The sequence below is a fragment of the Bifidobacterium sp. B4079 genome (assembly GCF_026537385.1).
Taxonomy (GTDB): Bacteria; Actinomycetota; Actinomycetes; order Actinomycetales; family Bifidobacteriaceae; genus Bombiscardovia; species Bombiscardovia asteroides_I.
Map to the genome: position 1 here is coordinate 154,584 of NZ_JAFNMH010000001.1, position 23,922 is coordinate 178,505.

Annotated in this window: 19 protein-coding genes; 18 read left to right on the plus strand and 1 reads right to left on the minus strand. The window is 59.5% G+C overall.

Translation table 11 applies throughout. The features are described from left to right. Positions 1 to 69 precede the first annotated feature (69 nt). The 13 genes from tuf (at position 70) to J3T95_RS00750 (ending at position 15,982) form a co-directional block, all read left to right on the plus strand. On the plus strand, positions 70 to 1,269 hold the full coding sequence (gene tuf, locus J3T95_RS00690) for an elongation factor Tu (protein WP_220236084.1): 1,200 nt from the start codon (positions 70 to 72) through the stop codon (positions 1,267 to 1,269). A gap of 236 nt (positions 1,270 to 1,505) precedes the next feature. Next, positions 1,506 to 2,069 carry an elongation factor P gene (efp, locus tag J3T95_RS00695; protein ID WP_267444275.1) on the plus strand — a complete coding sequence of 188 codons (564 nt, stop codon included), beginning with the start codon at positions 1,506 to 1,508 and terminating at the stop codon, positions 2,067 to 2,069. Between the two features lie 23 nt (positions 2,070 to 2,092). Further along, positions 2,093 to 2,797: a transcription antitermination factor NusB gene (gene nusB, locus J3T95_RS00700; protein WP_267450054.1), complete on the plus strand. Its 705-nt coding sequence runs from the start codon at positions 2,093 to 2,095 to the stop codon at positions 2,795 to 2,797. 196 nt (positions 2,798 to 2,993) lie between these two features. Beyond that, positions 2,994 to 4,205: a glutamine-hydrolyzing carbamoyl-phosphate synthase small subunit gene (gene carA / locus J3T95_RS00705; RefSeq protein ID WP_267450055.1), complete on the plus strand. Its 1,212-nt coding sequence runs from the start codon at positions 2,994 to 2,996 to the stop codon at positions 4,203 to 4,205. Beyond that, positions 4,198 to 7,572, plus strand: coding sequence for a carbamoyl-phosphate synthase large subunit (gene carB, locus J3T95_RS00710; protein WP_267450056.1), 3,375 nt, complete (start codon positions 4,198 to 4,200; stop codon positions 7,570 to 7,572). Before carA ends, carB begins: the two co-directional genes overlap by 8 nt. Before the next feature lie 97 nt (positions 7,573 to 7,669). Next, on the plus strand, positions 7,670 to 8,293 hold the full coding sequence (gmk, locus tag J3T95_RS00715; RefSeq protein ID WP_220237437.1) for a guanylate kinase: 624 nt from the start codon (positions 7,670 to 7,672) through the stop codon (positions 8,291 to 8,293). A gap of 110 nt (positions 8,294 to 8,403) precedes the next feature. Next, entirely contained in the window at positions 8,404 to 9,309 is a 906-nt protein-coding gene (locus J3T95_RS00720; RefSeq protein WP_220236080.1) for a glycyl-radical enzyme activating protein, read from the plus strand. An 85-nt stretch (positions 9,310 to 9,394) separates the two neighbouring features. After that, positions 9,395 to 9,610 (plus strand): DeoR family transcriptional regulator, encoded by a 216-nt coding sequence (locus tag J3T95_RS00725; protein ID WP_267450057.1) that lies wholly within the window; start codon positions 9,395 to 9,397, stop codon positions 9,608 to 9,610. Positions 9,611 to 9,619: 9 nt separating this feature from the next. After that, positions 9,620 to 10,141 (plus strand): DeoR/GlpR family DNA-binding transcription regulator, encoded by a 522-nt coding sequence (locus tag J3T95_RS00730; RefSeq protein WP_267450553.1) that lies wholly within the window; start codon positions 9,620 to 9,622, stop codon positions 10,139 to 10,141. Positions 10,142 to 10,497: 356 nt separating this feature from the next. Then, entirely contained in the window at positions 10,498 to 12,924 is a 2,427-nt protein-coding gene (locus J3T95_RS00735; protein ID WP_267399661.1) for a glycyl radical protein, read from the plus strand. Between the two features lie 81 nt (positions 12,925 to 13,005). Then, positions 13,006 to 13,683: a transaldolase family protein gene (locus J3T95_RS00740; RefSeq protein ID WP_267399662.1), complete on the plus strand. Its 678-nt coding sequence runs from the start codon at positions 13,006 to 13,008 to the stop codon at positions 13,681 to 13,683. A 158-nt stretch (positions 13,684 to 13,841) separates the two neighbouring features. Further along, the gene (locus tag J3T95_RS00745; RefSeq protein ID WP_220236076.1) at positions 13,842 to 14,831 is read left to right on the plus strand and encodes an ROK family protein; all 990 of its coding nucleotides are present in this window, start codon (positions 13,842 to 13,844) and stop codon (positions 14,829 to 14,831) included. Further along, positions 14,828 to 15,982, plus strand: a complete 1,155-nt coding sequence (locus J3T95_RS00750; RefSeq protein ID WP_267450058.1) for a PTS transporter subunit EIIC — start codon at positions 14,828 to 14,830, stop codon at positions 15,980 to 15,982. The genes J3T95_RS00745 and J3T95_RS00750 overlap by 4 nt, the downstream gene beginning before the upstream one ends. Before the next feature lie 90 nt (positions 15,983 to 16,072). Here the strand turns inward: J3T95_RS00750 and ilvD are convergent, their stop codons facing one another. Continuing rightward, the gene (ilvD, locus tag J3T95_RS00755) at positions 16,073 to 17,935 is read right to left on the minus strand and encodes a dihydroxy-acid dehydratase (RefSeq protein WP_267450059.1); all 1,863 of its coding nucleotides are present in this window, start codon (positions 17,933 to 17,935) and stop codon (positions 16,073 to 16,075) included. 178 nt (positions 17,936 to 18,113) lie between these two features. Here ilvD and rpoZ point away from each other — a divergent pair, with 178 nt between their 5' ends. The 5 genes from rpoZ (at position 18,114) to fmt (ending at position 23,902) form a co-directional block, all read left to right on the plus strand. After that, positions 18,114 to 18,398 carry a DNA-directed RNA polymerase subunit omega gene (gene rpoZ, locus J3T95_RS00760; protein WP_015022131.1) on the plus strand — a complete coding sequence of 95 codons (285 nt, stop codon included), beginning with the start codon at positions 18,114 to 18,116 and terminating at the stop codon, positions 18,396 to 18,398. Positions 18,399 to 18,459: 61 nt separating this feature from the next. After that, a complete protein-coding gene (gene metK / locus J3T95_RS00765) occupies positions 18,460 to 19,680 on the plus strand; it encodes a methionine adenosyltransferase (RefSeq protein WP_267450060.1) in 1,221 nt (406 codons plus the stop codon). Positions 19,681 to 19,773: 93 nt separating this feature from the next. Next, positions 19,774 to 22,077, plus strand: a complete 2,304-nt coding sequence (locus J3T95_RS00770) for a primosomal protein N' (RefSeq protein WP_267450061.1) — start codon at positions 19,774 to 19,776, stop codon at positions 22,075 to 22,077. A gap of 100 nt (positions 22,078 to 22,177) precedes the next feature. After that, on the plus strand, positions 22,178 to 22,882 hold the full coding sequence (locus J3T95_RS00775) for an HAD family hydrolase (RefSeq protein WP_267450062.1): 705 nt from the start codon (positions 22,178 to 22,180) through the stop codon (positions 22,880 to 22,882). Positions 22,883 to 22,927: 45 nt separating this feature from the next. After that, entirely contained in the window at positions 22,928 to 23,902 is a 975-nt protein-coding gene (gene fmt, locus J3T95_RS00780; RefSeq protein ID WP_267450063.1) for a methionyl-tRNA formyltransferase, read from the plus strand. Positions 23,903 to 23,922 lie beyond the last annotated feature (20 nt).

Consider the following 23,922-nt stretch of genomic DNA (forward strand, 5'->3'; position numbering starts at 1 on the left):
ATATGTAGCGAGTGCTCTGTGCGTGGTTCGTGCAGGCAACCTACGAGACGTCCAGGAGGACAAAACACAATGGCAAAGGAAAAGTACGAGCGGAACAAGCCGCACGTTAACATTGGCACCATCGGCCACGTCGATCACGGCAAGACCACCCTGACCGCGGCCATCTCCAAGGTGCTGCACGAGGAGTACCCGGACGTCAACCCCGAGTACGATTTCGCTCAGATTGATGCTGCTCCTGAGGAGAAGGAGCGCGGCATCACCATCAACATCGCGCATATCGAGTACCAGACTGCCAAGCGCCATTACGCCCACGTGGACTGCCCCGGACACGCCGACTTCGTCAAGAACATGATCACCGGCGCTGCTCAGATGGATGGCGCCATCCTGGTGGTCGCCGCCACTGACGGCCCCATGGCCCAGACTCGCGAGCACGTGCTGCTGGCCCGCCAGGTCGGCGTGCCGAAGATCCTGGTCGCCCTGAACAAGTGCGACATGGTCGACGACGAAGAGCTGATCGAGCTGGTCGAGGAAGAAGTCCGCGATCTGCTGGACGAGAACGGCTTCGATCGCGACTGCCCTGTCATCCGCACCTCCGCCTATGGCGCCCTGCATGACGATGCCCCTGACCATGACAAGTGGGTTCAGACCATCAAGGACCTCATGGATGCCGTCGACGACTACATCCCCACCCCGGTCCACGACCTGGACAAGCCCTTCCTGATGCCCATTGAGGATGTCTTCACCATCTCCGGCCGTGGCACCGTGGTGACCGGCCGTGTCGAGCGTGGCAAGCTGCCCGTGAACACCAACGTGGAGATCGTCGGTCTGCGTGAGACCCAGTCCACCACCGTCACCTCCATCGAGACCTTCCACAAGCAGATGGACGAGGCTGAGGCTGGCGACAACACCGGCCTGCTGCTGCGCGGCATCGGCCGTGAGGACGTTGAGCGCGGCCAGGTTGTGGCTGCTCCCGGCACCGTGACCCCTCACCACAAGTTCGAGGGCGAGGTCTACGTGCTGACCAAGGACGAGGGTGGACGCCACTCGCCGTTCTTCTCCAACTACCGTCCGCAGTTCTACTTCCGGACCACCGACGTCACCGGCGTCATCACCCTGCCCGAAGGCGTGGAGATGGTTCAGCCCGGCGATCACGCCACCTTCTCTGTCGAACTGATCCAGCCCGTCGCCATGGAAGAGGGCCTGACCTTCGCTGTTCGTGAAGGCGGCCACACGGTTGGCTCAGGCCGAGTCACCAAGGTCATCGAGTAGGATTGCCTGTCGCTTATCGACACAATCCGATGACGGGGCCCGGAATCCTTTCTGTGATTCCGGGCCCCGCCCATATCCGGCAGGCCTCGCCGCCGGGCCAGCCCCGGTGTTCATGCGCCGTGGCATAATAGGCGAGGATTTATCGCGAGCGGGCTGGATCCTGTGTGGCCCGGTGCTTTCGGCAGATGGCCAGGAGCCCTCCGAAGGAACGTTCATAAGAATGAGGTGGTATCAAGATGGCACAGACTTCCAACGACATCAAGAACGGATCGGTCATCAACCTGGACGGCAAGCTTTGGACCGTCATTAAGTTCCAGCACGTCAAGCCAGGCAAAGGGCCGGCCTTTGTGCGCACGACCATCAAGGACGTCCTTTCGGGCAAGATCGTGGACCGCACCTTCAACGCGGGCATGAAGATGGACTTCGAGACCGTCGACAATAGGACCATGCAGTATTCCTACCGGGATGGCGACTCCTTCGTCTTCATGGATATGAACACCTACGAACAAGTCAACATCCCCGAAACCCTGATCGGCGATCAGGAGCGCTTCCTGCTTGAGGGCACCGACTGCATCATCAGCTTCCATGATGGCAACCCGCTGTCCGTAGAACTGCCTGCATCCGTGGTGCTGACTGTGACCGCAACCGAGCCCGGCGTCCAGGGCAACCGCTCCAACGCCGGCACCAAGCCCGCTACTGTGGAGACCGGAGCAGAGATTCAGGTGCCCCTCTTCGTGGGTGAGGGCGAGAAGGTCAAGGTGGACACCCGCGACGGTTCCTACCTGGGCCGCGAGAACTGAGCAAGTCTGGAAACCACGTATCCATGGCACGTTCTACAGCCCGCAAGCGGGCCTTGAACACCCTGTATGAGGCCGATGAGAAGAGCCAGGATTTCCTCTCCCTGCTGGAGGAGCGCAAGGTTCGGCCGGGGGCGCAGACACCTCTGCCCGCCTATGCTGTGACCCTCGTTGAGGGTGTGGCAGGGCATCGTCGGGATATTGATGAGGCCCTGCAGACCCATTCCACCCGGTGGCCGCTGAGCCGCATGCACGCCATCGACCGCAACATTCTGCGTATTGCCGCCTGGGAGATACTCTACAACCCTGACGTTCCCGACAAGGTGGCCATCGATGAGGCCCTGTCCCTGGCCAAGACCCTCTCGGATGCTGACGCCCCCTCCTTCATCCATGGGCTTCTGAGCGCCCTGGAGCAGGAGAAGGATGAGCATCAGTCTCGTCGTGATCAAGCCGATCGGATCGCTGCCCTGGCTGATGCTGAGGCTGATGCGGATTCTTCGGATGATAAATCTGGTAAGGCAAAAGCAGGGGTCGCATCCACCGAGCCGGTCTCCTCTGAGGATGACCATGCTGGCAACGAGTCGGAGTCGGCAACAGCTACACCGGAAAGAGGTGATTCCAACCAGGTTCTTGACCATGCGGTCGACCAGTCGGTCCCCAGCTTGGACCAGCTCAAACTGACCCTGCCAGAAGAACTGACACCGGATGCGGATCGCCCGTCAGGCGACTGAGCAATGATCCGGATAAAGGCCGACCGATGTCAGCTGGCTGTAAGGGCATCGGGTCGGCCTTTTGCCATATTCAAGCCGGGAGATCAGCTGGGCTTGCGGCAAGCTTTGCTCAACCATTCTCTGAACAATCCGTTCGGCATGATCCATGGGGGTCATTAATATGGGTGCGAATATTCACAGCAAACAAGGGGGTTCGGTGAACCTGAAGGACACCAACGCCACCATCTCCAATCGTCGTTTTTCCGATTCCGCCATCCTTCTGCTGGAGGACGGCCAGGTGTATGAGGGAAAGGCCTTCGGGGCACTGGGCAGCACTATCGGTGAGGTCGTATTCGCCACAGGGATGACCGGATACCAGGAGACCCTGACCGATCCCAGCTATGATAGACAGATTGTGGTCCAGACATTTCCGCACATCGGCAATACCGGTGTCAACGGGGAGGACGGCGAGTCGTCACGCATATGGGTGGCCGGATATGTGGTCCGGGAACCCAGTCCTGCTTTTAGCAATTGGCGGGCTACAGGCGGTCTCCAAGGGGAGATGATAGATCAAGGCATCGTCGGGATCAGCGGCATAGACACTCGCCGGCTCGTGCGGCACCTGCGTTCAGCGGGCGTCATGCGGGCCGGTGTTTTTTCTGGATCGGCCCTGGACGATGCCAGCATTCAGAGTCTCTTGGATCAAGTCAGACAGGCGCCGACCATGGGTGGCTCCCACCTGACCGGCGAGGTTAGCACCAACCATGCTTACACGGTGGAGCCCTGTGGCAAATACCTGGATAGAGAGCCGCTTTGCACGGTGGCTGCTGTCGATTTGGGCATCAAGGCCATGACTCCTCATCGGCTGGCCGAGCGCGGATGCCGGGTCCACCTGCTGCCCGTGGGCACCACTTTGGAGTCTATTCGCTCGCTCAATCCAGATGGTGTTTTTTTCTCCAACGGTCCCGGCGACCCCTCTACGGCCGACCAGGAGGTGGCCCTCCTGCGCCAGGTGCTTGATGCAAAGCTGCCCTTCTTTGGTATCTGCCTGGGCAACCAGCTTCTGGGCCGTGCCCTGGGCTTCGAAACCTACAAACTCAAATTCGGCCATCGCGGCATCAATCAGCCGGTAATGGATTTGAGCACTGGCAAGGTTGAGATCACCGCCCACAATCACGGATTCGCAGTCAAGGCTCCCAAGGGGGACCCTGTGCCCTCGCCCTATGGTGAGGGCCGATATGGTCGTGTCCGGGTCTCTCATGTCGATCTCAACGACGAAGTGGTCGAGGGTCTGGAGTGTCTGGATATTCCGGCCTTCTCCGTTCAATACCATCCGGAGGCGGCGGCTGGTCCGCACGATGCCTCCTATCTGTTTGACAGGTTCGTCACTTTGATGCAGGACGCCAAGGAGGGGAAGGCGCATGCCTAAGCGACAGGACATCCATTCGGTCATGGTCATCGGCTCGGGGCCTATTGTCATCGGACAGGCAGCTGAATTCGACTATTCGGGGACCCAGGCCTGCCGGGTGCTGCGCGAGGAGGGGATTCGCGTCATCCTGGTCAACTCCAATCCCGCCACCATCATGACGGACCCGGAGATGGCCGATGCCACCTACATCGAGCCCATCGCTCTGCCTTTCCTGGAGCGGATCATTGCCAAAGAGCGGCCGGATGCTCTATTGCCCACCTTGGGCGGCCAGACCGCTCTGAACGCTGCCGTGGAGCTGGGCAAGGCTGGCGTGCTGGAGCGCTACGGGGTGGAGCTCATCGGCGCTTCGCTGGAGGCCATCGACAGGGGAGAGGACCGCGAGCTCTTCAAGCAGGTAGTGGACCAGGCTGGCGCTGAGTCGGCCAAGTCCCGCATCGCTCACAGCCTGGATGAGGCCGAGGCAGTAGCTGCCGAACTGGGCTACCCCCTAGTGGTTCGTCCTTCCTTCACCATGGGTGGCCTGGGCTCGGGCATCGCCCATGATCGCGAGGAGCTGCGGCGGATCGCCGGTGCTGGCATCCACTATTCGCCCACCGACGAGATTCTTCTGGAGGAGGGCATCGAGGGTTGGAAGGAGTATGAGCTGGAGCTCATGCGCGACCGCTTGGACAATGTGGTTGTGGTCTGCCCTATCGAGAATGTGGACCCGGTCGGCGTGCACACCGGCGACTCCATCACCGTGGCTCCGGTCTTCACCCTGACCGACCGGGAGTATCAGCGCATGCGCGACATCGGCATCGCCATCATCCGCGGCGTGGGGGTGGACACGGGCGGTTGCAATATCCAGTTCGCCGTCAACCCCGAGAACGGCCGGATCATCGTCATCGAAATGAATCCGCGTGTTTCGCGGTCCTCGGCTCTGGCTTCCAAGGCCACAGGCTTTCCCATCGCCAAGATTGCGGTCAAGCTGGCCCTGGGATACACCTTGGATGAAATCGAGAACGACATCACCCGCTCAACCCCCGCATCCTTCGAACCGACCATCGACTACGTGGTCACCAAGATTCCGCGCTTCACCTTCGAGAAGTTCCCCGGGGCGGACACGACCCTGACCACCTCGATGAAGTCCGTGGGCGAGGCCATGGCCCTGGCCGGCAACTTCCGCGAATCCCTGGGCAAGGCTATGCGCTCCGTCGACAAGCGGCACATGACCTTCTCCTGGGATGGCCCCCGGCCCGACCAGGCTGAGGCCGACCAGCTGCTGAAGGCCATGCACACTCCCACCGAGCACCGCTACCTGCAGATCCAACGGGCTTTCTGGGCCGGAGCCACCGTGGAGCAGGTCCACCAGGCTACCAGGATCGACCCCTGGTTCCTGGAGCAGATCAGCATGATCAACGAGCTGGCCCTTCAGGTGCGCCAGTTCGAGGTCCTGGACGAGGACCTGCTGCGCCGAGCCAAGCAATCAGGACTAAGCGACCTACAAATCGCCCATCTGCGCGGCATGGGCGACCAGGGTGAGGCGGTCGTCAGAGAACTGCGCTGGGCCTTCGGTCTTCACCCGGTTTATAAGACTGTGGATACTTGCGCAGCCGAGTTCGATGCGGCCACCCCCTACTACTACTCCTGCTACGCCGATGAGTCCGAGCTGCGCCCCCGTCAACGCGAGGCGGTCATCATCCTGGGCTCGGGACCCAACCGGATCGGCCAGGGTGTCGAGTTCGACTACACCTGCGTGCATGCCGTCCAGGAGCTGGGCAAGGACTATGACACCATCATGGTCAACTGCAACCCTGAGACGGTCTCCACCGATTACGACATGTCGGACAGGCTCTATTTCGAACCGCTGACCTTCGAGGACGTTCTGGAGATCTACCGGGCCGAGAAGGCCATGGGGCCGGTCAAGGGTGTCATTGTTCAGCTGGGCGGTCAGACGCCCCTGTCCCTGGCGGCCAGGCTCAAGGCGGCCGGGGTGCCCATCCTGGGAACCAGTCCCGAGTCCATCGACCTGGCCGAGAACCGTGAACTTTTCGGCCAGGTGCTCGCCAAGGAGCATTTGAACGCACCGCGGTACGGCACCGCTCTTTCCCTCGATGAGGCCAAGGAGGCAGCCTATGCCATCGGCTACCCGGTTCTGGTCAGGCCCTCCTACGTGCTGGGCGGCCGAGGCATGGAGATCGTCTATGACGATGACCAGCTGGGCACCTACGTGGACCGGGCCCTGGAGGAGGCCAAGGCCGATACGGTGGTCTCTGGACGGCTGCCCTCGCCTCTGCTGATTGACAAGTTCCTTCAGGATGCCATAGAGATCGACGTGGATGCCCTCTATGACGGGCAGGAGCTTTACGTCGGCGGGATCATGGAGCATGTGGAGGAGGCCGGGGTCCACTCCGGCGATGCCGCCTGCACCCTGCCGCCCTCCACGCTCTCTGACGACCAGATCCATCGGTTGCGCCAGGCCACCCTGGCCATAGCCCAGGGTTGCAGGGTCCAGGGGCTGATCAACGTTCAATATGCCTTCATGTCCAACACCCTCTACGTGATCGAGGCCAATCCCCGCGCCTCCCGGACTGTTCCCTTTGCCTCCAAGGCCACGGGTACGGCACTGGCCAAGGCTGCAGCGCGGATCATGGTGGGGGAATCCATCGATCAACAACGGGCCAGTGGTCTGCTGCTGCCTGTCGGTGACGGCGGCATGGTCCGTGTCGGACAGCCCGTGGCGGTCAAGGAGTCCGTCCTGCCCTTTAAGCGCTTCCGCACTCCGGTGGGCCGGACTGTGGACATTCTGCTGGGCCCGGAGATGCGTTCCACCGGAGAGGTCATGGGCTTCGATCGGGACTTCCCCCACGCTTTTGCCAAGAGCCAGCTGGCCGCCTACCAAGGAGGATTGCCCACCGGTGGGGTCGCCTTCCTGTCGGTCAATGACGAGGACAAGCGCCAGCTGCCCATGCTGGCGGCCCGTCTGCTGGAGCAGGGCTTCAGCATCTGTGCCACTCGTGGCACAGCCTCCGTCCTGCGTCGGTACGGCTTCGACGTGGCCGTTGTCGACAAGATTAGCGATGGCGAAGAGCAGCGTCGGGCTTTCACGGATTCGGATGGGGTCAGGCACATGGGCCGGAATCCTGTTCAGCTTATTGAGGATGGGGCCATCGACATGATTCTCAACACGCCCAGCTCCAGGGGTTCCCGTTCTGACGGCTATCTGATCCGGGTGGCCGCCATAGCTGCCGATCTGCCGCAGTTCACCACCATCACCGAATTCTCAGCCGCCCTGATGGCAATTGACGTGGTCAAAAAAGACGACTACGAGGTCATGAGCATTCAGGAGCACGCGGCCCGACTGCTGGAGCTGGAGAAGGCCAGGTAGGTACTGGCTATATGATTAACCCATGTTCCGGTCCAGATATGCCGGAGGATGATCTTTAGGAAAGGAAGTGGCCGTGTCAGCAATCAACGGTGCCGACATGTCGATACAGGACTCTTCGGAAGCGCAGACCGGAGGGGCGGGGAAGACTGGCGGCCGGCTGATCGTGCTCACAGGGCCCACGGCCGTAGGCAAGGGCACTGTGGAGGCGGCCCTGCGTCATGCCCACCCAGAGGTCTGGGTCTCCGTCTCGGCCACCACCCGGGCGCCGCGTCCGGGCGAGAAGGACGGCGTCACTTACTGGTTCATGGATGAGCAGGAATTTGCCCGCAGGGAGGCCGCCGGGGACTTTCTGGAAACCGCCCTGGTCCATGGCATGTCCCACTATGGCACCCCGTTGCAGCCGGTCCTGGACCATCTGGCAGCAGGGGTGCCCACGATTCTGGAGATCGACCTGCAGGGGGCGCACCGTGTCCGCCAACGGGCGGGGGAGCTGGGCCTGGAAGTGTTCTACGTCTTCTTGGCGCCGCCCTCATTTCATGACCTGGTCACCAGGCTGAACATGAGGGGAACCGAAAATGAAGAGCAGCGTGCCCGCAGGCTGGAGACCGCCAAGGTGGAGCTGGCCTCCGAGGATCAGTTCGACCAGGTCATAGTCAACGACAGCGTGGATAAAGCAGCCCAGGCGCTCTGGGAGGTAATCGCCAAGGAATACGAATTTTAAATATTAGGTCTCTTCCGCGAATCAATATGACTTGTATTGCTTTCATATGTAATGTATGATTGCTTCAGAAGAAAGAATAGTTGTTCGGGTCTTGCGCAATGGAGGCGACCATGGTATCCGCCACTGTATTTAACATCCAGCAGTTCAGTTTGAATGACGGGCCCGGCATCCGTACGGTGGTCTTCCTCAAGGGTTGTCCTATGAGGTGCGGCTGGTGCTCCAACCCGGAGAGCCAGATCCGCACGCCTCAATTCGAGTGGGATCCCAAATCGTGTTCGGGGTGTTTTGCTTGCAATGCTCTGCCTGCGTCCCCGGGATTCGTCAAGACCGACCGGAGCAGAGCTGTGGACGTGCATGCACTGCGATATGACGATTCCGCTGCTCTGGAGGCCACACGCGAGTGCAAGGGACTGAGTCTGGTTGGGAGGACGCGCGATCTGGATGAAGTTGTCGATCAGTGTATGAAAGATCTGCCTTTCTATCGTCAGAGCGGTGGAGGGGTAACGCTTTCAGGCGGCGAACCCTTGGTGTGGGGGCACTTCTGTGTGGCCCTGCTGTCGGCCTTGCAGGATCGGGGCATTGACACCAACATCGAAACCACAGGACATGTACCGGAATCAGTCTTCAGAAGCGCCCTGGATCACCTGGATCACGTCTTCATCGATATGAAACATTGGGACGAACAGGTTCATAAGGAGGGGACTGGGGTTGGTCTGAGTCTGATTGAGCGCAACACCAGTTACGCCCTGCATAGCGGCAAGGATGTCCTGGTTCGAACCCCGGTGATTCCTGACTATAACGATAAGATGAATGATGCCCGGCAGATGGCGTTGCGCCTGCTGAAGCTGGGCGCGGATAGGGTTCAGCTTCTGCCTTTCCATAATTTCGGTGAGTCCAAATATGATCTTCTGCAGCGCGACGATTACAAGTACAGTAATGTACCCAACACTCATCAGGAAGATCTGGAAGACTACCGACAGGTCTATGAGCAGGAAGGTGTGCACGCCTTCTTCTGAAGCTCGCTTGACTTTCACGACGGCTCTCGGCATTCTAGAATGTTCATGACGGGGCGGGTGACCTCTCGACTAAGGACGGGTTCAGGTGGACAATCGTGCCAACGGCATCCTTGAGATGCTCATCGACAGAGAGCGAATGGAGGTCAGCGAGATCGCCAAGGGTATGGGCGTCTCTCAGGTGACCGTACGTAAATATTTGAACGAGCTGGAGAGTCGTGGTCTCATCACCAGAGAGCATGGGTATGCTGCCATCAAAAGCACAGACAATGTCGAAGGTCGCTTGGCTCGTCACTATGAGTAGAAGCTGAGGATTGCGCGTAGGGCTGTCGCCTGTGTGCCTGACGGCGGCACGGTCATCGTGGAGAATGGCAGCTGCTGCGCTCTGCTGGCGGTTGAGCTGGCGCGTACCAAAAAGGACCTGACCATCATCACTAACAGTGCCTTCGTGGCTCACTATACCGGTGATGCCGGCAACTGCCAGATTATTCTGATTGGCGGTATCTATCAGCACAGCGCCCAAGTTCTGGTGGGTCCCATGGTTCCCTTGTGTCTTACTGGCATACAGGTGGATGTGATGTTCATCGGGGCTGATGGGTTTGACCCTGATACCGGGTTCGCCAACCGTGATCAGATGCGGGCTCAGGCTGTCCGTGACATGGCCATGCACGCCATGCGCATTGTGATTCTTACGGAGAGCGAGAAGTTTGGCCATGGCAGCACGGTCTCGCTGAATCTTCCTCAAAAAAGCACCATGGTTATCACCGATAACAACATTACCGCAGAAGCATCGAAACAGCTGTTGGATCATGGCATCGATCTGGAGACAGTCTGACACGAGAATCTACTGAGACGGTATAAACCATGTATTGAGTGCCCTTCTTGGGCATCTACTGCACCGCTCACCTTTTTCTTTCTTTCCTGCGCGAGTGGCTGATTGACGGTCTTCGCTGTGAGTCGCGCAGCGAAGACCGAATGAGATTCATCAGTGTCCATTATCAATGTGCAAACCATACCTGTGTATCATATGATCTATTTGTCTCTTACGAATAAAAGAAATATACGTTTCAAAATTGCATTTATTACTAACGTATGATAGTTTTCTAGTGAAATGTGATTTGGAGCACACTGTGGTGTGGATCTAGCGGTTTACAGAAAGACCCGAATCGCGGTGTTCTGGAAGGAAGAAAAATGAACGAAGAACATTTCGGCAAGCTGACACCCCGGATGGAGTCCTTCCGTGATCAGCTCCTCTCGGTGACCCCGAAGGTCGACGTCGAGCGTGCGATGATCACCACTGAGGTATATAAAAAATGTCAGGATCAGCCGCTGGCCATAAAGAGAGCCATCATGCTCAAGCGGGTTTTGGAATCGATGTCTATTTACATCGAGCCGGAAACTCTCATTGCTGGCAATCAGGCCTCGGCCAACCGAGCTGCACCCATCTATCCCGAATATGCTATGGGCTGGGTCATTGATGAGCTGGACCAATTCGACAAGCGTGACGGCGACGTCTTCACCATCACCGAAGAAAACAAGGAGAGGCTGCGTTCCATTGCACCCTTCTGGGAGCATAACACGCTTCAGGATCGTGGACTGGCAGCCTTCCCTCCTCACTCCAAGCTCTTTTATGATTTGGGAATCATCAAGTCTGAGGGCAACATCACCTCTGGCGATGCACACTGCGCCGTCAACTACGCTGTCGTTCTCAGCCATGGCCTCAAGGACTTCAGCCGTCGGGCTCAGGAAAAGCTGGATGAGCTCGATCTGACCGATTACCGGAACATTCACAAGAGCTACTTCTACAGGGCCATCATCATCGTGATTGACGCCATGAAGACTTTTGCTCACCGCTACGCTGAGCTGGCGCTGAAGCAGGCCAGGCAGGCAGCTGACGAGGGCAATGACAAGCGTGCCGAGGAGCTGCGTGGAATGGCGGAAGCCTTGGAGCACGTGCCCTATGAGCCCGCCAGGAATCTGCGTGAAGCCGTTCAGTCGGTCTGGCTGGTGCATCTGGCCCTGCAGATCGAATCCAACGGTCACTCGCTCTCCTATGGGCGCATGGATCAATACCTGGATCCCTTCTATGAGAAGGATCTGAAGGCCGGGCTCATTGATGAGCCCCAGGCTGTCGAACTGATGACCAACCTTTGGCTGAAGACCTACACCATCAACAAGATCCGTCCATGGAGCCACACGCAATTCTCTGCTGGTTCACCCCTGTATCAGAATGTAACAGTGGGCGGCCAGAAGCTGGTGAACGGTCAGCCCCAGGATGCCACCAATCCCATGAGCTGGCTCATTCTCAAGTCCGTTGCTCAGAGCCATCTGACACAGCCCAACCTCACGGTTCGTTATCACGAGAACCTGCCCGATGACTTCATGTCAGAGTGCATTGAGGTGGTTCGTTGCGGTTTCGGCATGCCGGCCTTCAACGATGATGAGATCATCATCCCTAGCTTCATCGACAAGGGTGTTAGCCGCGAGGATGCTTACGAGTATTCGGCCATAGGATGCGTAGAGACCGCTGTTCCTGGTAAGTGGGGATACCGATGCACGGGTATGAGCTTCCTCAACTTCCCCAAGGCTCTGCTGATCGCCATGAATGACGGCGTGGACCCGGCTAGCGGCACCAAGCTAGTCGAAGGGGTCGGTCACTTTAAAAACTTCACCAGTTTCGATCAGGTCGAAGCCTGCTGGGACAAGGTCATTCGCGAGATGTGCAGGCAGTGTGTCATCATTGACGCCACCTGCGACATGGTTCTCGAACATGACACCGCTGATATTCTCTGCTCCGCGTTGACCGATGATTGCATCGAGCGTGGACTGAATATGAAGGAGGGCGGAGCGCACTATGACTTCATCTCCGACCTGCAGGTGGGTATAGCCAACCTGGCCGATTCCTTGGCTGCCGTGAAGAAGATGGTCTTCGAGGAGCACAAGGTCACACCTGCCAGGCTTTGGCAGGCCATGCAGGAGAACTGGGAAGGCGAGGAGAATGAGCGTATTCGCCGACTCATGCAGAGGGCTCCCAAGTACGGCAACGACGACGACTACGTCGACAGCCTGATCCGCAAGGCCTACGACGTGTATATCGACGAAATGAAGAAGTACCACAACACACGGTACGGCCGTGGTCCCATCGGCGGCACCTACAGCGCCGGCACAAGCTCCATCTCAGCCAACGTTCCCCAGGGTGCAGGGACTCTGGCCACCCCCGATGGCCGCAAGAACGGCGAGCCATTGGCCGAAGGCTGCAGTCCCTCTCACTTGGCAGACAAGCATGGTCCTACGGCTGTCTTTAAATCAGTGTCCAAGCTGCCGACTGAGGACATTACTGGCGGGGTCCTGCTCAACCAGAAGATGACGCCGCAGGTGCTGGCCAAGCCGGAGAACCGGGTAAAGCTCTCCCAGGTCACCCGCGCCTTCTTCGACCAGTTGCACGGTTACCACGTGCAGTACAACGTGGTCTCCCGCGACACCCTGCTGGATGCTCAGGCTCACCCTGACAAGCACAGGGACTTGATTGTCAGGGTAGCCGGATACAGCGCCTTCTTTACGGTGCTATCCAAGGCTACACAGGACGACATCATCGAGCGGACTGAGCAGACGTTCTGAACACCATTTAGCCTGCCGGGAAGTCATTCCCGGCAGGCCCTACATAAACAAAGTCCATCTAGATAAGTGAAGGACACTAGTATGAAACTGATCATCGATGATGCCGATACGCAAGCCATCAGAAGGCTGATTGACATCTACCCTATTGACGGGGTCACCACCAATCCCAGCATTCTGGCCAAAGCGGGCAGACTTCCCTTCGAGGTTCTGAAAGAGATACGCTCCATCATTGGTTCGGATTTGGAACTGCATGCACAGGTGGTCGCTACCGACAGTGCCGGCATGGTGGCTGATGCGCACAGGATCGTCGAAGAGCTCGGGCCCAACACCTTCCCCAAGGTTCCCAGCGTACCCCAGGGATTCAAAGCTATGAAGACCCTTGTAGCCGAAGGTGTGAAGGTGACTGCGACGGCTATTTACACGCCTCTGCAAGGTTTTCTGGCCGCCAAGGCCGGAGCCTCCTATGCAGCCCCATACATCAACAGGATTGACAACATGGGCTACAACGGCGTTCAGGCCGCCAAGACCATTCATGACATTTTCCGTGCTAATGATCTTGACTGTGAGGTCCTAGCCGCCAGCTTCAAGAATTCGCAGCAGGTTCTGGAGCTGGCCCAGTACGGCATCGGAGCGGCTACGCTTAGCTCGTCCATAATCGATGGCCTCGTGAAGAACCAAGCGATCTCAGCTGCAGTAGAAGTCTTCAACGCTGACTTCCAAGGCTTGGTTGGTGCCGGAAGGACCATGGCCGACTGCTAGCGATGACCGAGTGGAGCGGTCATTTTCTTCTGGGGCATGGCATTAGCGGTATTCATGCCCCCGTCTGAGTATTCTCCTCCTGAATGGTTGGATAACCGGGGCGAGGATGATACGAAGTACTTGTCTGATATGCGAAGTTCGTTATGCAAGGATGCATCATGAAAATTCTTACCGTAGACATTGGTGGCACCACCATAAAATATGCCTACATGCTGGAAGACACCTCAATCGTTTCTCGTAACTCCATGCCTACGCCTCAGCGTGGGCGTGACGAACTGATTGGGGCTCTGACCCAGTTGTTCGAACAAGAGCCGGGTGTGCAGGGGATCGCCATATCCATGCCCGGAATTATCGACAGCAAAAAAGGCTACTGCGCCATGGGCGGTGCCTTGAGATACAACGACGACTTCTATATAAGGCACGCTCTCTTCCGCAATTGTCCTGTGCGCATCGTCATTCAGAACGATGCCAAATGCGCAGCCATGGCCGAATCCCGAGTCGGCAGCCTGCAGGATGTGCAGGATGGCTTCGTCATTATTCTCGGCACAATGATCGGTGGTGGCTTCATCGTCAATCACCAGCTCTACCCCGGACGCCATTTTTCCGCCGGGGAGGTCAGCTATATTATGACTTCTTCCCAGGATCCACCGACCCAGGATGGCGTGTGGGGAAACCAATGCAGTGCCACCGGTTTGTGCAAGACCTATGCCGAGCGCAAGAACCTTGATCTTTCGGATGTAGACGGTGTCGCCTTCTTCAAGGCGGTCGACGAGCAAGACCAGACGGCCTTGGAATGCCTTGATTCCTATGCGCACGATGTGGCGGTACAGATATACAACATTCAGAACATTTGCGATCCTCAACGTTTTGCCATTGGCGGTGGTATATCGGCCCAGCCGGCTCTAATAGAAGCCATCCGAAGCAATCTGGACCGACTCTATGCCACCTGTCCCTATCACGTCTCACGTGCCGAGGTGGCAGCCTGCAAATTCCAGAATGATGCGAATCTGGTAGGAGCGCTCCAATGCTATCTGGAGGATGCCGACGAAGTGGAGTACTTCGGAAAGAATCCCCAGATGAGTGCCAACGGAGAAGTGATGGAGAGCACTGAGCCGGCTCTGGTCAACGATTTCGGCGGCGTATTATGAAAGGGCGGTCCGCCAAAGAACTTTTTGATATCGTCATTGATGGAATATCGGGCATCTTTCTTCCAATAGTCAATCTGCTGTCGACCGTCGGCATCATGAAAGGTGTCCTCGTCATTCTGACGACGACCCATGTGCTGAGCACCAGCGACCAGACCTATCTTGTGCTGGATGCCATGGCCTCCAGTTTGTTTACCTTCCTGCCCATGCTCTTGGCCTACACGTCAGCCAAGAAGTTCGGTGCTGATCCATTCATCGCTGTGGTTATCGCCGGCATGCTGCTCTATCCCAATCTGGTTGCGGTACAGGAGGTCGGCAAGACCATCAGGTTTCTCGGCATTCCGATCCTGGGTGTCAAGTATGCCTCCAGCGTGATACCCATCATTCTGGCCGTTGGCGTCTTGGTCTATTTGGAACGATGGCTGGATAGGGTGTTGCCCGAAGTGATTAGGGGATTCCTGACGCCTCTGGTCTGCATCTTGGTCATAGGGTTCCTCACCCTCTTTGCCTTTGGTCCCATAGGCAAGATCATTGGTGACGGACTGGCAGCTGGCTATGAATGGGTGTACGCACTCTCACCGGTCATTGCTGGACTTTTGCTGGGGGCCACTGTCCAGCCCATGGTCATTTTCGGATTCCACTGGAGTCTGATTCTCATAGCCATGAACAACATTGCCGTCAGCGGTCATGATACCGTTCTAGCCATGATGGGTCCGGCGGTCTTCGCGCAGGCAGGAGCTGCGCTGGCCGTGATGTTCAAGAGCCATGACAAGGCATTCAAATCCACCTGTCTGTCAGCTACGGTTTCGGCCCTATTCGGTATCACGGAACCGTCTATGTTTGGAGTCAATCTGCCCAGAAAGAGGCCACTCTTGGCCGTCTGCGTCGGCGGGGGCATAGGCGGCGTCATCGCAGGACTTTCCGGCGTACAGGCCACGGCTTTCGCCTTTCCCAGTCTGGCTGCCTTGCCCATATTCTTCGGTCATGGGTTCGTTGTCTACTCGGGCGCCTGCCTGGCAGGTATGCTCGTGGCCTTCCTCCTGACTATGGTGCTTAAATTCCGAGTCGACAATCTAGAAGAAACTGTGGAGGCGGAACCGTCTTCATCCGAAGTTTCGGAAACTGTGCCTACCAAGACGACCGTACTCGTCTGAGTGATGCATCTCTTTATAATGAATGCCCGGCCATCGATTGGTGATTCGATGACCGGGCGTTATGGTCAGTCTTGCTGCTGGGCTCAGCCTCTATCGGTCCAGACCCGACAGTCGGTTGATCAGATCCGGGTCGCGGGTGGCGCCCTTGTCTGCCGAGCGGGCGAAGGCGGCGTAGGCCTTCAGCGCCAGAGAGACCTTGCGGTCCCTGTGAGCCATGTATCCCTCGCCGGCCTCCAGTTCTGCGCGTCGCCGGGCGAGTTCCTGATCGCTCAGTTCAACGTCTACACGCCGGTTGGGGATGTCGATGCGGATCATGTCGCCGTTGCGTATCAGAGCGATGGGGCCCTTGTTGGCTGCTTCAGGAGCGATATGGCCGATTGCCAGGCCCGATGAGCCGCCTGAATAGCGGCCGTCGGTCAGCAGGGCCACGTCCTTGCCGATGCCCTTGCCCTTGACGAATGAAGTAGGGTAGAGCATCTCCTGCATGCCAGGGCCACCCTTGGGTCCCTCGTAACGGATGACCAGGGCCTGACCCTTGTGCAGAGTGCCGTTGAGGATGACCTCCACGGCCTGCTCCTGCGATTCGACCACCAGGGCCGGTCCGCGGAAGTTCCAGATTTCCTTGGGCACGCCTGCGGTCTTGACAACGCAGCCATCGGGGGCCAGATTGCCGCGAAGTATGGCCAGGCCGCCTTCGGAGACAGCAGGATGATCCAGGTCGTGGATGGCGCCGTTGACACGGTCGGTGTCCAGGTCCTCCCACTCCTTGGACTGGTTGAAGGGCTCGGGGGAGGTGATGCGCCCGGGCGCTGCGTGGTAGAGCTCCTTGGCCTGGTCCAAGCAGGTGGGGCGCATGATGTCCCAGTCGTTGAGCTTGGACTCAAGGTCCGGGTAATCGATGGAATGCGTATCCTGGTGAAGGACCCCGCCGCGGTCCAGCTCGCCCAGGATGCCGCAGATGCCACCGGCCCGGTGGACGTCGGATATCTCCCAGTCTCCGGAGGGAGAAGCCTTGCAGATGCAGGGAACCGTGTGGGAGATGCGCTCGATGTCGTCCAGGGTGAAACCCACATCCGCCGACTGCGCGGCAGCAAGGATATGCAGGACGGTGTTGGTTGACCCGCCCATGGCCACATCCATGGTCATGGCGTTTTCGAAGGCCTTCTTGGTGGCGATGGACCGTGGCAGGACCGCGTCGTCGTCATCCCGGTAGTACCGGTCGGCAATCTTGACGACCAGCTTGCCGGCTCGCTCGAAGAGCATCTTCCGAGCTGTGTGCGAGGCCAGGGTGGTGCCGTTGCCGGGCAGGGCCAGCCCCATGGCCTCAGTCAGGCAGTTCATGGAGTTGGCGGTGAACATGCCGGCGCAGGATCCGCAGGTGGGGCAGACCGTCTTCTCCAGTGCCAGCAGACTTGCATCGTCGATGTTGTCGTCCGCCGAAGCATACATGACGTCGATCAGATCGGTGCTTTCATGGACTGTTCCATCGGGCATGACTGTACGCCCAGCCTCCATGGGGCCGCCGGAGACGAAGACCGTGGGAATGTTCAGACGCAGGGCTGCCATGAGCATGCCGGGGGTGATCTTGTCACAGTTGGACATGCAGATCAGGGCATCAGCGCAGTGGGCGTTGACCGAGTACTCCACAGCGTCCGCTATCAGGTCACGGCTGGGCAGGGAATAGAGCATGCCCGTATGGCCCATGGCGATGCCGTCGTCTACGGCGATGGTGTTGAACTCGCGGGGGATACCGCCCGCTTCCTTGACAGCCTTGGAGACCAGGCGCCCCACCTTATTCAGATGGACGTGGCCGGGTACGAATTCAGAGAAGGAATTGGCGATGGCCACGATGGGCTTACCGAAGTCTTCGCCCTTGACGCCAGCGGCACGATAGAGAGCACGGGCGCCTGCGAACTCTCGTTCCTTCATCAACTTGGCTGATCGCATCTGCATAGTTTTATTCAAGTGATCACGGGCATCAACGGTTTGAACATGACCACATGTTGGAATTTCCGGCTTGTTTGCACTGCTTTTCCCGGCAGAGAAGCATCCCAGGATAAAATCGAGCCCGGGCGGTAAAATTATACAGATTGAATGAATGGTTCATCCAGTTGAATTGGAGAAACATCTTATGGCATTCGGTACCGAGCCCCATCCGCAGGGATTTGCGAATCCTCCCATCGACGACCTCATGAAGCACGCCGATTCGAAGTATGCGCTCTCTATATTCGCAGCCAAGCGGGCCCGTCAGATCAATTCCTATTTCACGCAACTCAATGAGGGCCTGCTGCAGAACGTCGGCCCGCTGGTCGAGTACCAGAACCAGGAGAAGCCTCTGTCCATAGCCTTCCGTGAAATCAACGAGGGCCTGCTTGAGGAGACCCTGGGCGAGGACGATCTGAGCGAAGGCAACTGAGTCTTCGACTCCCGGTGCAAGGTCCCCGAGCGGTGACGGTTTCTAGACAAAGGTGAATGAAATGACAGAGCGACGGCTGATTTCGGCTGAATCGGTGACCGAGGGGCATCCAGACAAGGTTTGCGACCAGATTTCCGATGCCATCCTGGACGATCTGATCGCCCAGGATCCGCACTCGCATGTGGCTGTGGAGACCTCGGCGGCCACTGGACTCTTCTTCGTTTTCGGAGAGGTGTCGTCCCAGGGCTACACGGACATCCAGTCCCAGGTCCGGTCGGTGCTGCGGAGGATCGGCTACACATCGTCTGAAATTGGACTGGACGCGGATTCCTGCGGCGTGACTGTTGCCCTGAGCGAGCAGAGCAAGGAAATCAACCAGGGTGTGGAACGGCTGTCGGCCAGCCAGGAGAGCGCCGCCACCCGCGAGGAGCGTTACCAGTCCCAGGGGGCCGGCGACCAGGGGGTCATGTTCGGGTACGCCTGCGATGAGACTGATTCACTCATGCCCCTGCCCATTTATCTGTCCCACCAGCTGGCCTTCCGGCTGGCTCAGGTGCGCAAGGAGGGGATCATCCCCCACCTGCGGCCCGATGGGAAGACCCAGGTCACCATCGAATACGATCAAGATGACCGGCCCCGCCGGGTGGATACGGTCCTCATCTCCACCCAGCACGATCCAGAGGTTGGGCATGACTGGCTGCAGGAGCAGTTGACGGAGCATGTCATCACGCCCGTGCTGGATCGTGTCTGCGGTCAGGCTGTGGAGCACCAGGGCTACCGTGTGCTGGTCAATCCGACCGGTTCCTTTGTCCTTGGCGGTCCTGCGGCTGACGCAGGACTGACCGGTCGCAAGATCATTGTGGACACCTACGGAGGTGCGGCACATCATGGAGGCGGTGCTTTCTCTGGCAAGGATCCCAGCAAGGTCGACCGGTCCGCGGCCTACGCTGCGCGCTGGGTAGCCAAGAACATCGTGGCCGCCGGACTGGCGCACAAGGTCGAGGTCCAGGTGGCTTATGCCATTGGCGTGGCCGAACCGGTCAGCGTCAACGTGGAGACCTATGGCACCGAGCAGGGGGTCAGCCGGGAGCAGATCCAGGAGGCTGTGCGCGTGGTCTTCGATCTGCGGCCTGCAGCTATCATCGATGAGCTGGATCTGTTGAGGCCCATTTACGCCAAGACCGCGGCCTATGGGCACTTCGGTCGGGAGGATCCCGATTTCACTTGGGAGCAGGTGGACAAGGTTGGCGAGCTCAAGGCCGCCATCGGCATGACCAGGTAGTAGCTGTTCATCAAGAGCCACGGCGGGTTTCCCGGGTCATTGACTGGGGAATCCGCCGTGGCTCTCTCAATGGTGAAAACGAGGGGAGGAGCCATGGATTCGCAGGACGTCAGTCAGCCCGCCCTGGACGGTCTTGCTCCGCGCCGTCGGTCGAGCAGCAGTCGGAAGAAACCTCCGCGCCGACCGGCCGATGAACTCCCTGTGGCACGGGTGGTGCTGGACGTGCAGGCGACTCACCTGGGCGGGACCTTCGATTACTTGGTGGATGTCGACCAGGACGATCATGCACAGCTGGGATGTCTGGTTCGCGTCCGGTTCGGGGCGCGCAGGGTCAACGGCATCATCTGGGAGCGCGTGGCAGACAGCCAGGTTCCCCGTGCCTCCTTGCGCTACCTGGAACGGGTGGTGCTGGATCATAGCCTGATTTCATCTTCCCTGCGCGCGGACATCACTGCTATCGCCAGAGCTTATGGGGGCACTGAGGCCAACATTCTGCGGCTGGCCCTGCCCCCTCGCGTAGCCCGCATCGACAAGGAGCAGCAACTGGTTCCCGGTCAGCCTCGTTTGGCGTCTGACCCCGTCTGGGTGGCTAGGCTGGCCCAGCGGCAGCAGAAGCTGAAGCAGGGGCTTGATCCGGGTTACCAGGGGTTGGAGAAACTGGATCAGTCGCTGGAAGAGGATGCTTTCGCTGCCTATCTGACTGACATTCTGCCCGGTATGGACCAGGCCGCACTGCTGGCTGCCAGGGTGCTGATAGAAGCCCTGCTGGCCGGACGGGCAGCGGTTATGGTGCTGCCGGGCGCCCGTCAGGTGGCGCACCTGTCGGCAGTCCTCCAGCAGTTGGGGTTGCATCCTTTTGGCCCTTCTGTCGTTGCAGGTCCTGGCCAACAGGAGGCCCGCGGCTGGTCTGGTGATTTCGCCGTTCTGGACAGCGGCATGGCTCCTGCCGAGCGCTACAGAGCCTACCTTGCGCTGGCCTCTGGTCAGGTCCGCTGCGCCATCGGGCTGCGGGCTGCCATGTACGCCCCGGTGGAAGGTCCTGCCCTCTTCGCCCTGATGGATGATGCCAGCTATCAGTATGCCGACGGGATGATGCCCTATGCCAACGCCCGCGGAGTGCTGAGGTTGCGGGCGCGTGCCCACGGCGGCGTCTTCCTGGCCATGGCCCGTGCCAGAAGCGTGCGTTCCCACTGGGAGAGTCTGCCCGAGTCCACCGAGGCGGATTCTGGTGTGACTGGTCCAGGCACCGCCTTGACGATAGGCCGGTCTGCGGTGACGGCCCTGCTGCCCTGGATCCGCTGGCTGAACCGGGAGGAGCTGAGCCATCTGGCCGACCCGACCATGGGAGCTCGGGTTCCTCATACCGCCGTCGCTGTTATAAACAAAGCTTTGGAGCGTGGTCCGGTTCTGCTGTCCATCCCGCAGGACGGCATCTTCGAAAGTCTGAGTTGCGCTCGTTGCCACCATCAGGCTCGTTGCCCGCGCTGCACCGGGCCCCTGCGGGCAAGGCGGCCTGGCGCGCCACGATGCGCCTGGTGCGGGGCTGCAGCTACGGACTGGTCTTGCCCGGATTGTGGGGGTTCACGGCTTCAGGTGGTCAGGGTAGGCGCCGCTGGGACGGCCCAGGAGCTGCGCATGCTCTTCAGAAATGTGCCCATCGTCATCTCTTCGCCCAGCCAGCCCCGAGGTGTGGTCGAGCGTGTACAGGATCGTCCCAGTCTTGTCATCGCCACCCCAGGTGCCGAGCCCAGGGTGGTCGCTTCGAGCGTGGATGACGACAATAAGGACACCAGCGATTCGGATCTGCCCCGGCTGTCGCGAGGATACCGTGCCGTGGCCATTCTGGACGCCTGGACCAGTCTGTATGCCCCTGGTGTCGATGCGCGCATGGACACCCTGGGAGCCTGGATGCGTGTGGCCTCCTTCTGTCGCTCCCGGGCCCAAGGAGGTCAGGTGCTCTTGCTGGGGGAGTGCGATCCCCAGCTGGCCCAGGCGCTGATGACCTGGCAGGGGCCGGTGCTGGCCGCCGCCGATCTGCAGGACCGTCGGCTGACAGCCATGCCACCTGCGGTCGGCATGGCTGCAATCTGGGGCGAAAGGGAGGCTGTCACTTGGATGCTGGACGCCGTCGGAATTACGCCGGGTCAGGAAGCTGCGACAGATGCTGGTACCGAGCCTGTTCCTGCCCTGCTTGGGCCTGTGCCCATACCCGCGCCCTCCACATTAAAGGCTGGCTATTTGGAGGGAACCCAGGATAGAGTCCGAGCCTTGGTTCGGGTGCCCACCAGCCGGCGGGACAAGCTGGCTGACGATCTCAAGCAGGCTCAGGCCAGGTACGTGGCCGGTCGCGGGCGAGGAGAGCTGCGTTTCCGGATGGATCCCAAGGACCTGACCTGATTGCCGCTCCGCTGTCTATGCACGGGGTCTATGCAGCGTGGTTTCATGAGGGGGCGCAGGCAGAGACGCATATGGACGGATTCAGGAAAGGCGGAGAGTCATGAAGGGATGGCCAGGGGAGATCCGGGTTGAGGCAGATGTGATCCAGGCCGAGCAAGCGGCGGCACAGGTTCAGGGTCAGCCCATCGAGCAGGTCATCTTCGACTTCGGCAACGTCCTGATCGGCTGGAAGCCCGAGATGGCCATGGTGGCCCGATACGGACGCAGGAGCATTGAGGCCATGCTGGATGACAGCCGTTCCGGCTTCTACCGGGCCAACAACATGATGGACGGTGGAGCCACCTGCGCCCAGGCCCGTGACTGGGTAGCCGACAACTGCGGGTCCCCTTGGGACGCTATGTTCGCCTACTACTGTGACCACTTTGTCGATTCGCTGACCGGCCCGGTGCCTGGTGCCCGCATGCTGGTGGAGGACCTGAAGGCGGCAGGCTTGGGCGTCTGGGGGTTGACCAACTGGGGTGCTGAGCTCTTCCATTACGCCTGGGACGGCGACTCCTTCCTGCATAGGTTGGACGGAGTGGTGGTCTCCGGACCCGTCCATATGCGCAAGCCAGACCCGGCCATTTACCGTTATGCCCTGGATCGGTTCGGAATCCGGGCTGGCAGGACCCTCTTTGTGGATGACAAAGGTATGAATGTAGTCGGCGCCAACAAGGCCGGCATCCGCAGCCTGCGATTCAGCGACCCCTACGGACTGCGCACCGCCCTGATCAATGCAGGGGTGAATATCCCTCAGGTGCAGTGAAAGTGCAGAGGTCCACAGCCGTCGGATGAAAAGGAGATTGCCGATATGGTCATGACATTGCTGTTTGCGGGCACGCCTCAAGTCGCCCTGCCATCTCTGAGATTGCTGATGGCCGATCAGGAGCATTTCCGGGTTGCTGCCGTGCTCACCAGACCCGACGCTCCCCAGGGGCGCGGAAGGCATCTGCAGCCCAGTCCAGTCAAGGCTGAGGCTCTGAAGCTGGGGATTCCCGTTCTTGAGAACAACCCATCCGATCCGGATTTTCCAGCGCGGCTGCAGGATACAGGAGCCAGCTGCGCAGCTGTAGTGGCCTACGGGCGGATTCTGCGTCAGCCGGTCCTGGACGCCTTTGAGGGTGGCTGGTACAACCTGCACTTTTCCCTGCTGCCGCAGTGGCGGGGTGCGGCTCCAGTGCAACGAGCCATCTGGGCCGGGGATACCATTACCGGCGCCACGGTCTTCCGGCTGACGGCCGGCATGGATGAAGGCCCTATCCTGGCCCAGTCCACGGTCGAGATCGGGCCGCACGAAACCTCGGGCGAGCTGCTGGATCGCCTGGCTGAGGATGGATCCCGCCTGTTGGCTGCCAGCCTGGAGGCCCTTGCGGAAGGTCGGATTCGACCCAAGGAGCAGATGCAGGGCGCTTACCAGGTGGCCGCCAAGATCACCCACCAGGATGCCCACATGCGTTTCGATGTGCCCGTTTTTGCCTTGGACCGTCAGGTCCGGGCCTGCAGTCCGGAACCGGGAGCTTGGTGTCTGTATCGGCAGGGCGATGACCAGCAGGATAAGCAGACAGGGCTGACCGTGCTCAGGGCGGCGCCAGCCCGAGGAGATGAGCCCGGTCTTCCCTCGCATCTGGAGCCGGGTCGGCTGGCCATGGACCGTCGTCACCTCTGGGTAGGCACCAAGACCCTGCCTTTGGAACTGCAGATGGTCAAGGCTGCTGGCAAGCGCGCCATGAAGGCTATGGACTGGGCCCGTGGCGCTCGGTTGCAAGACGGCGCCCGCTGCAGCTGAGCCCCTCCGCCCGCTGGCTG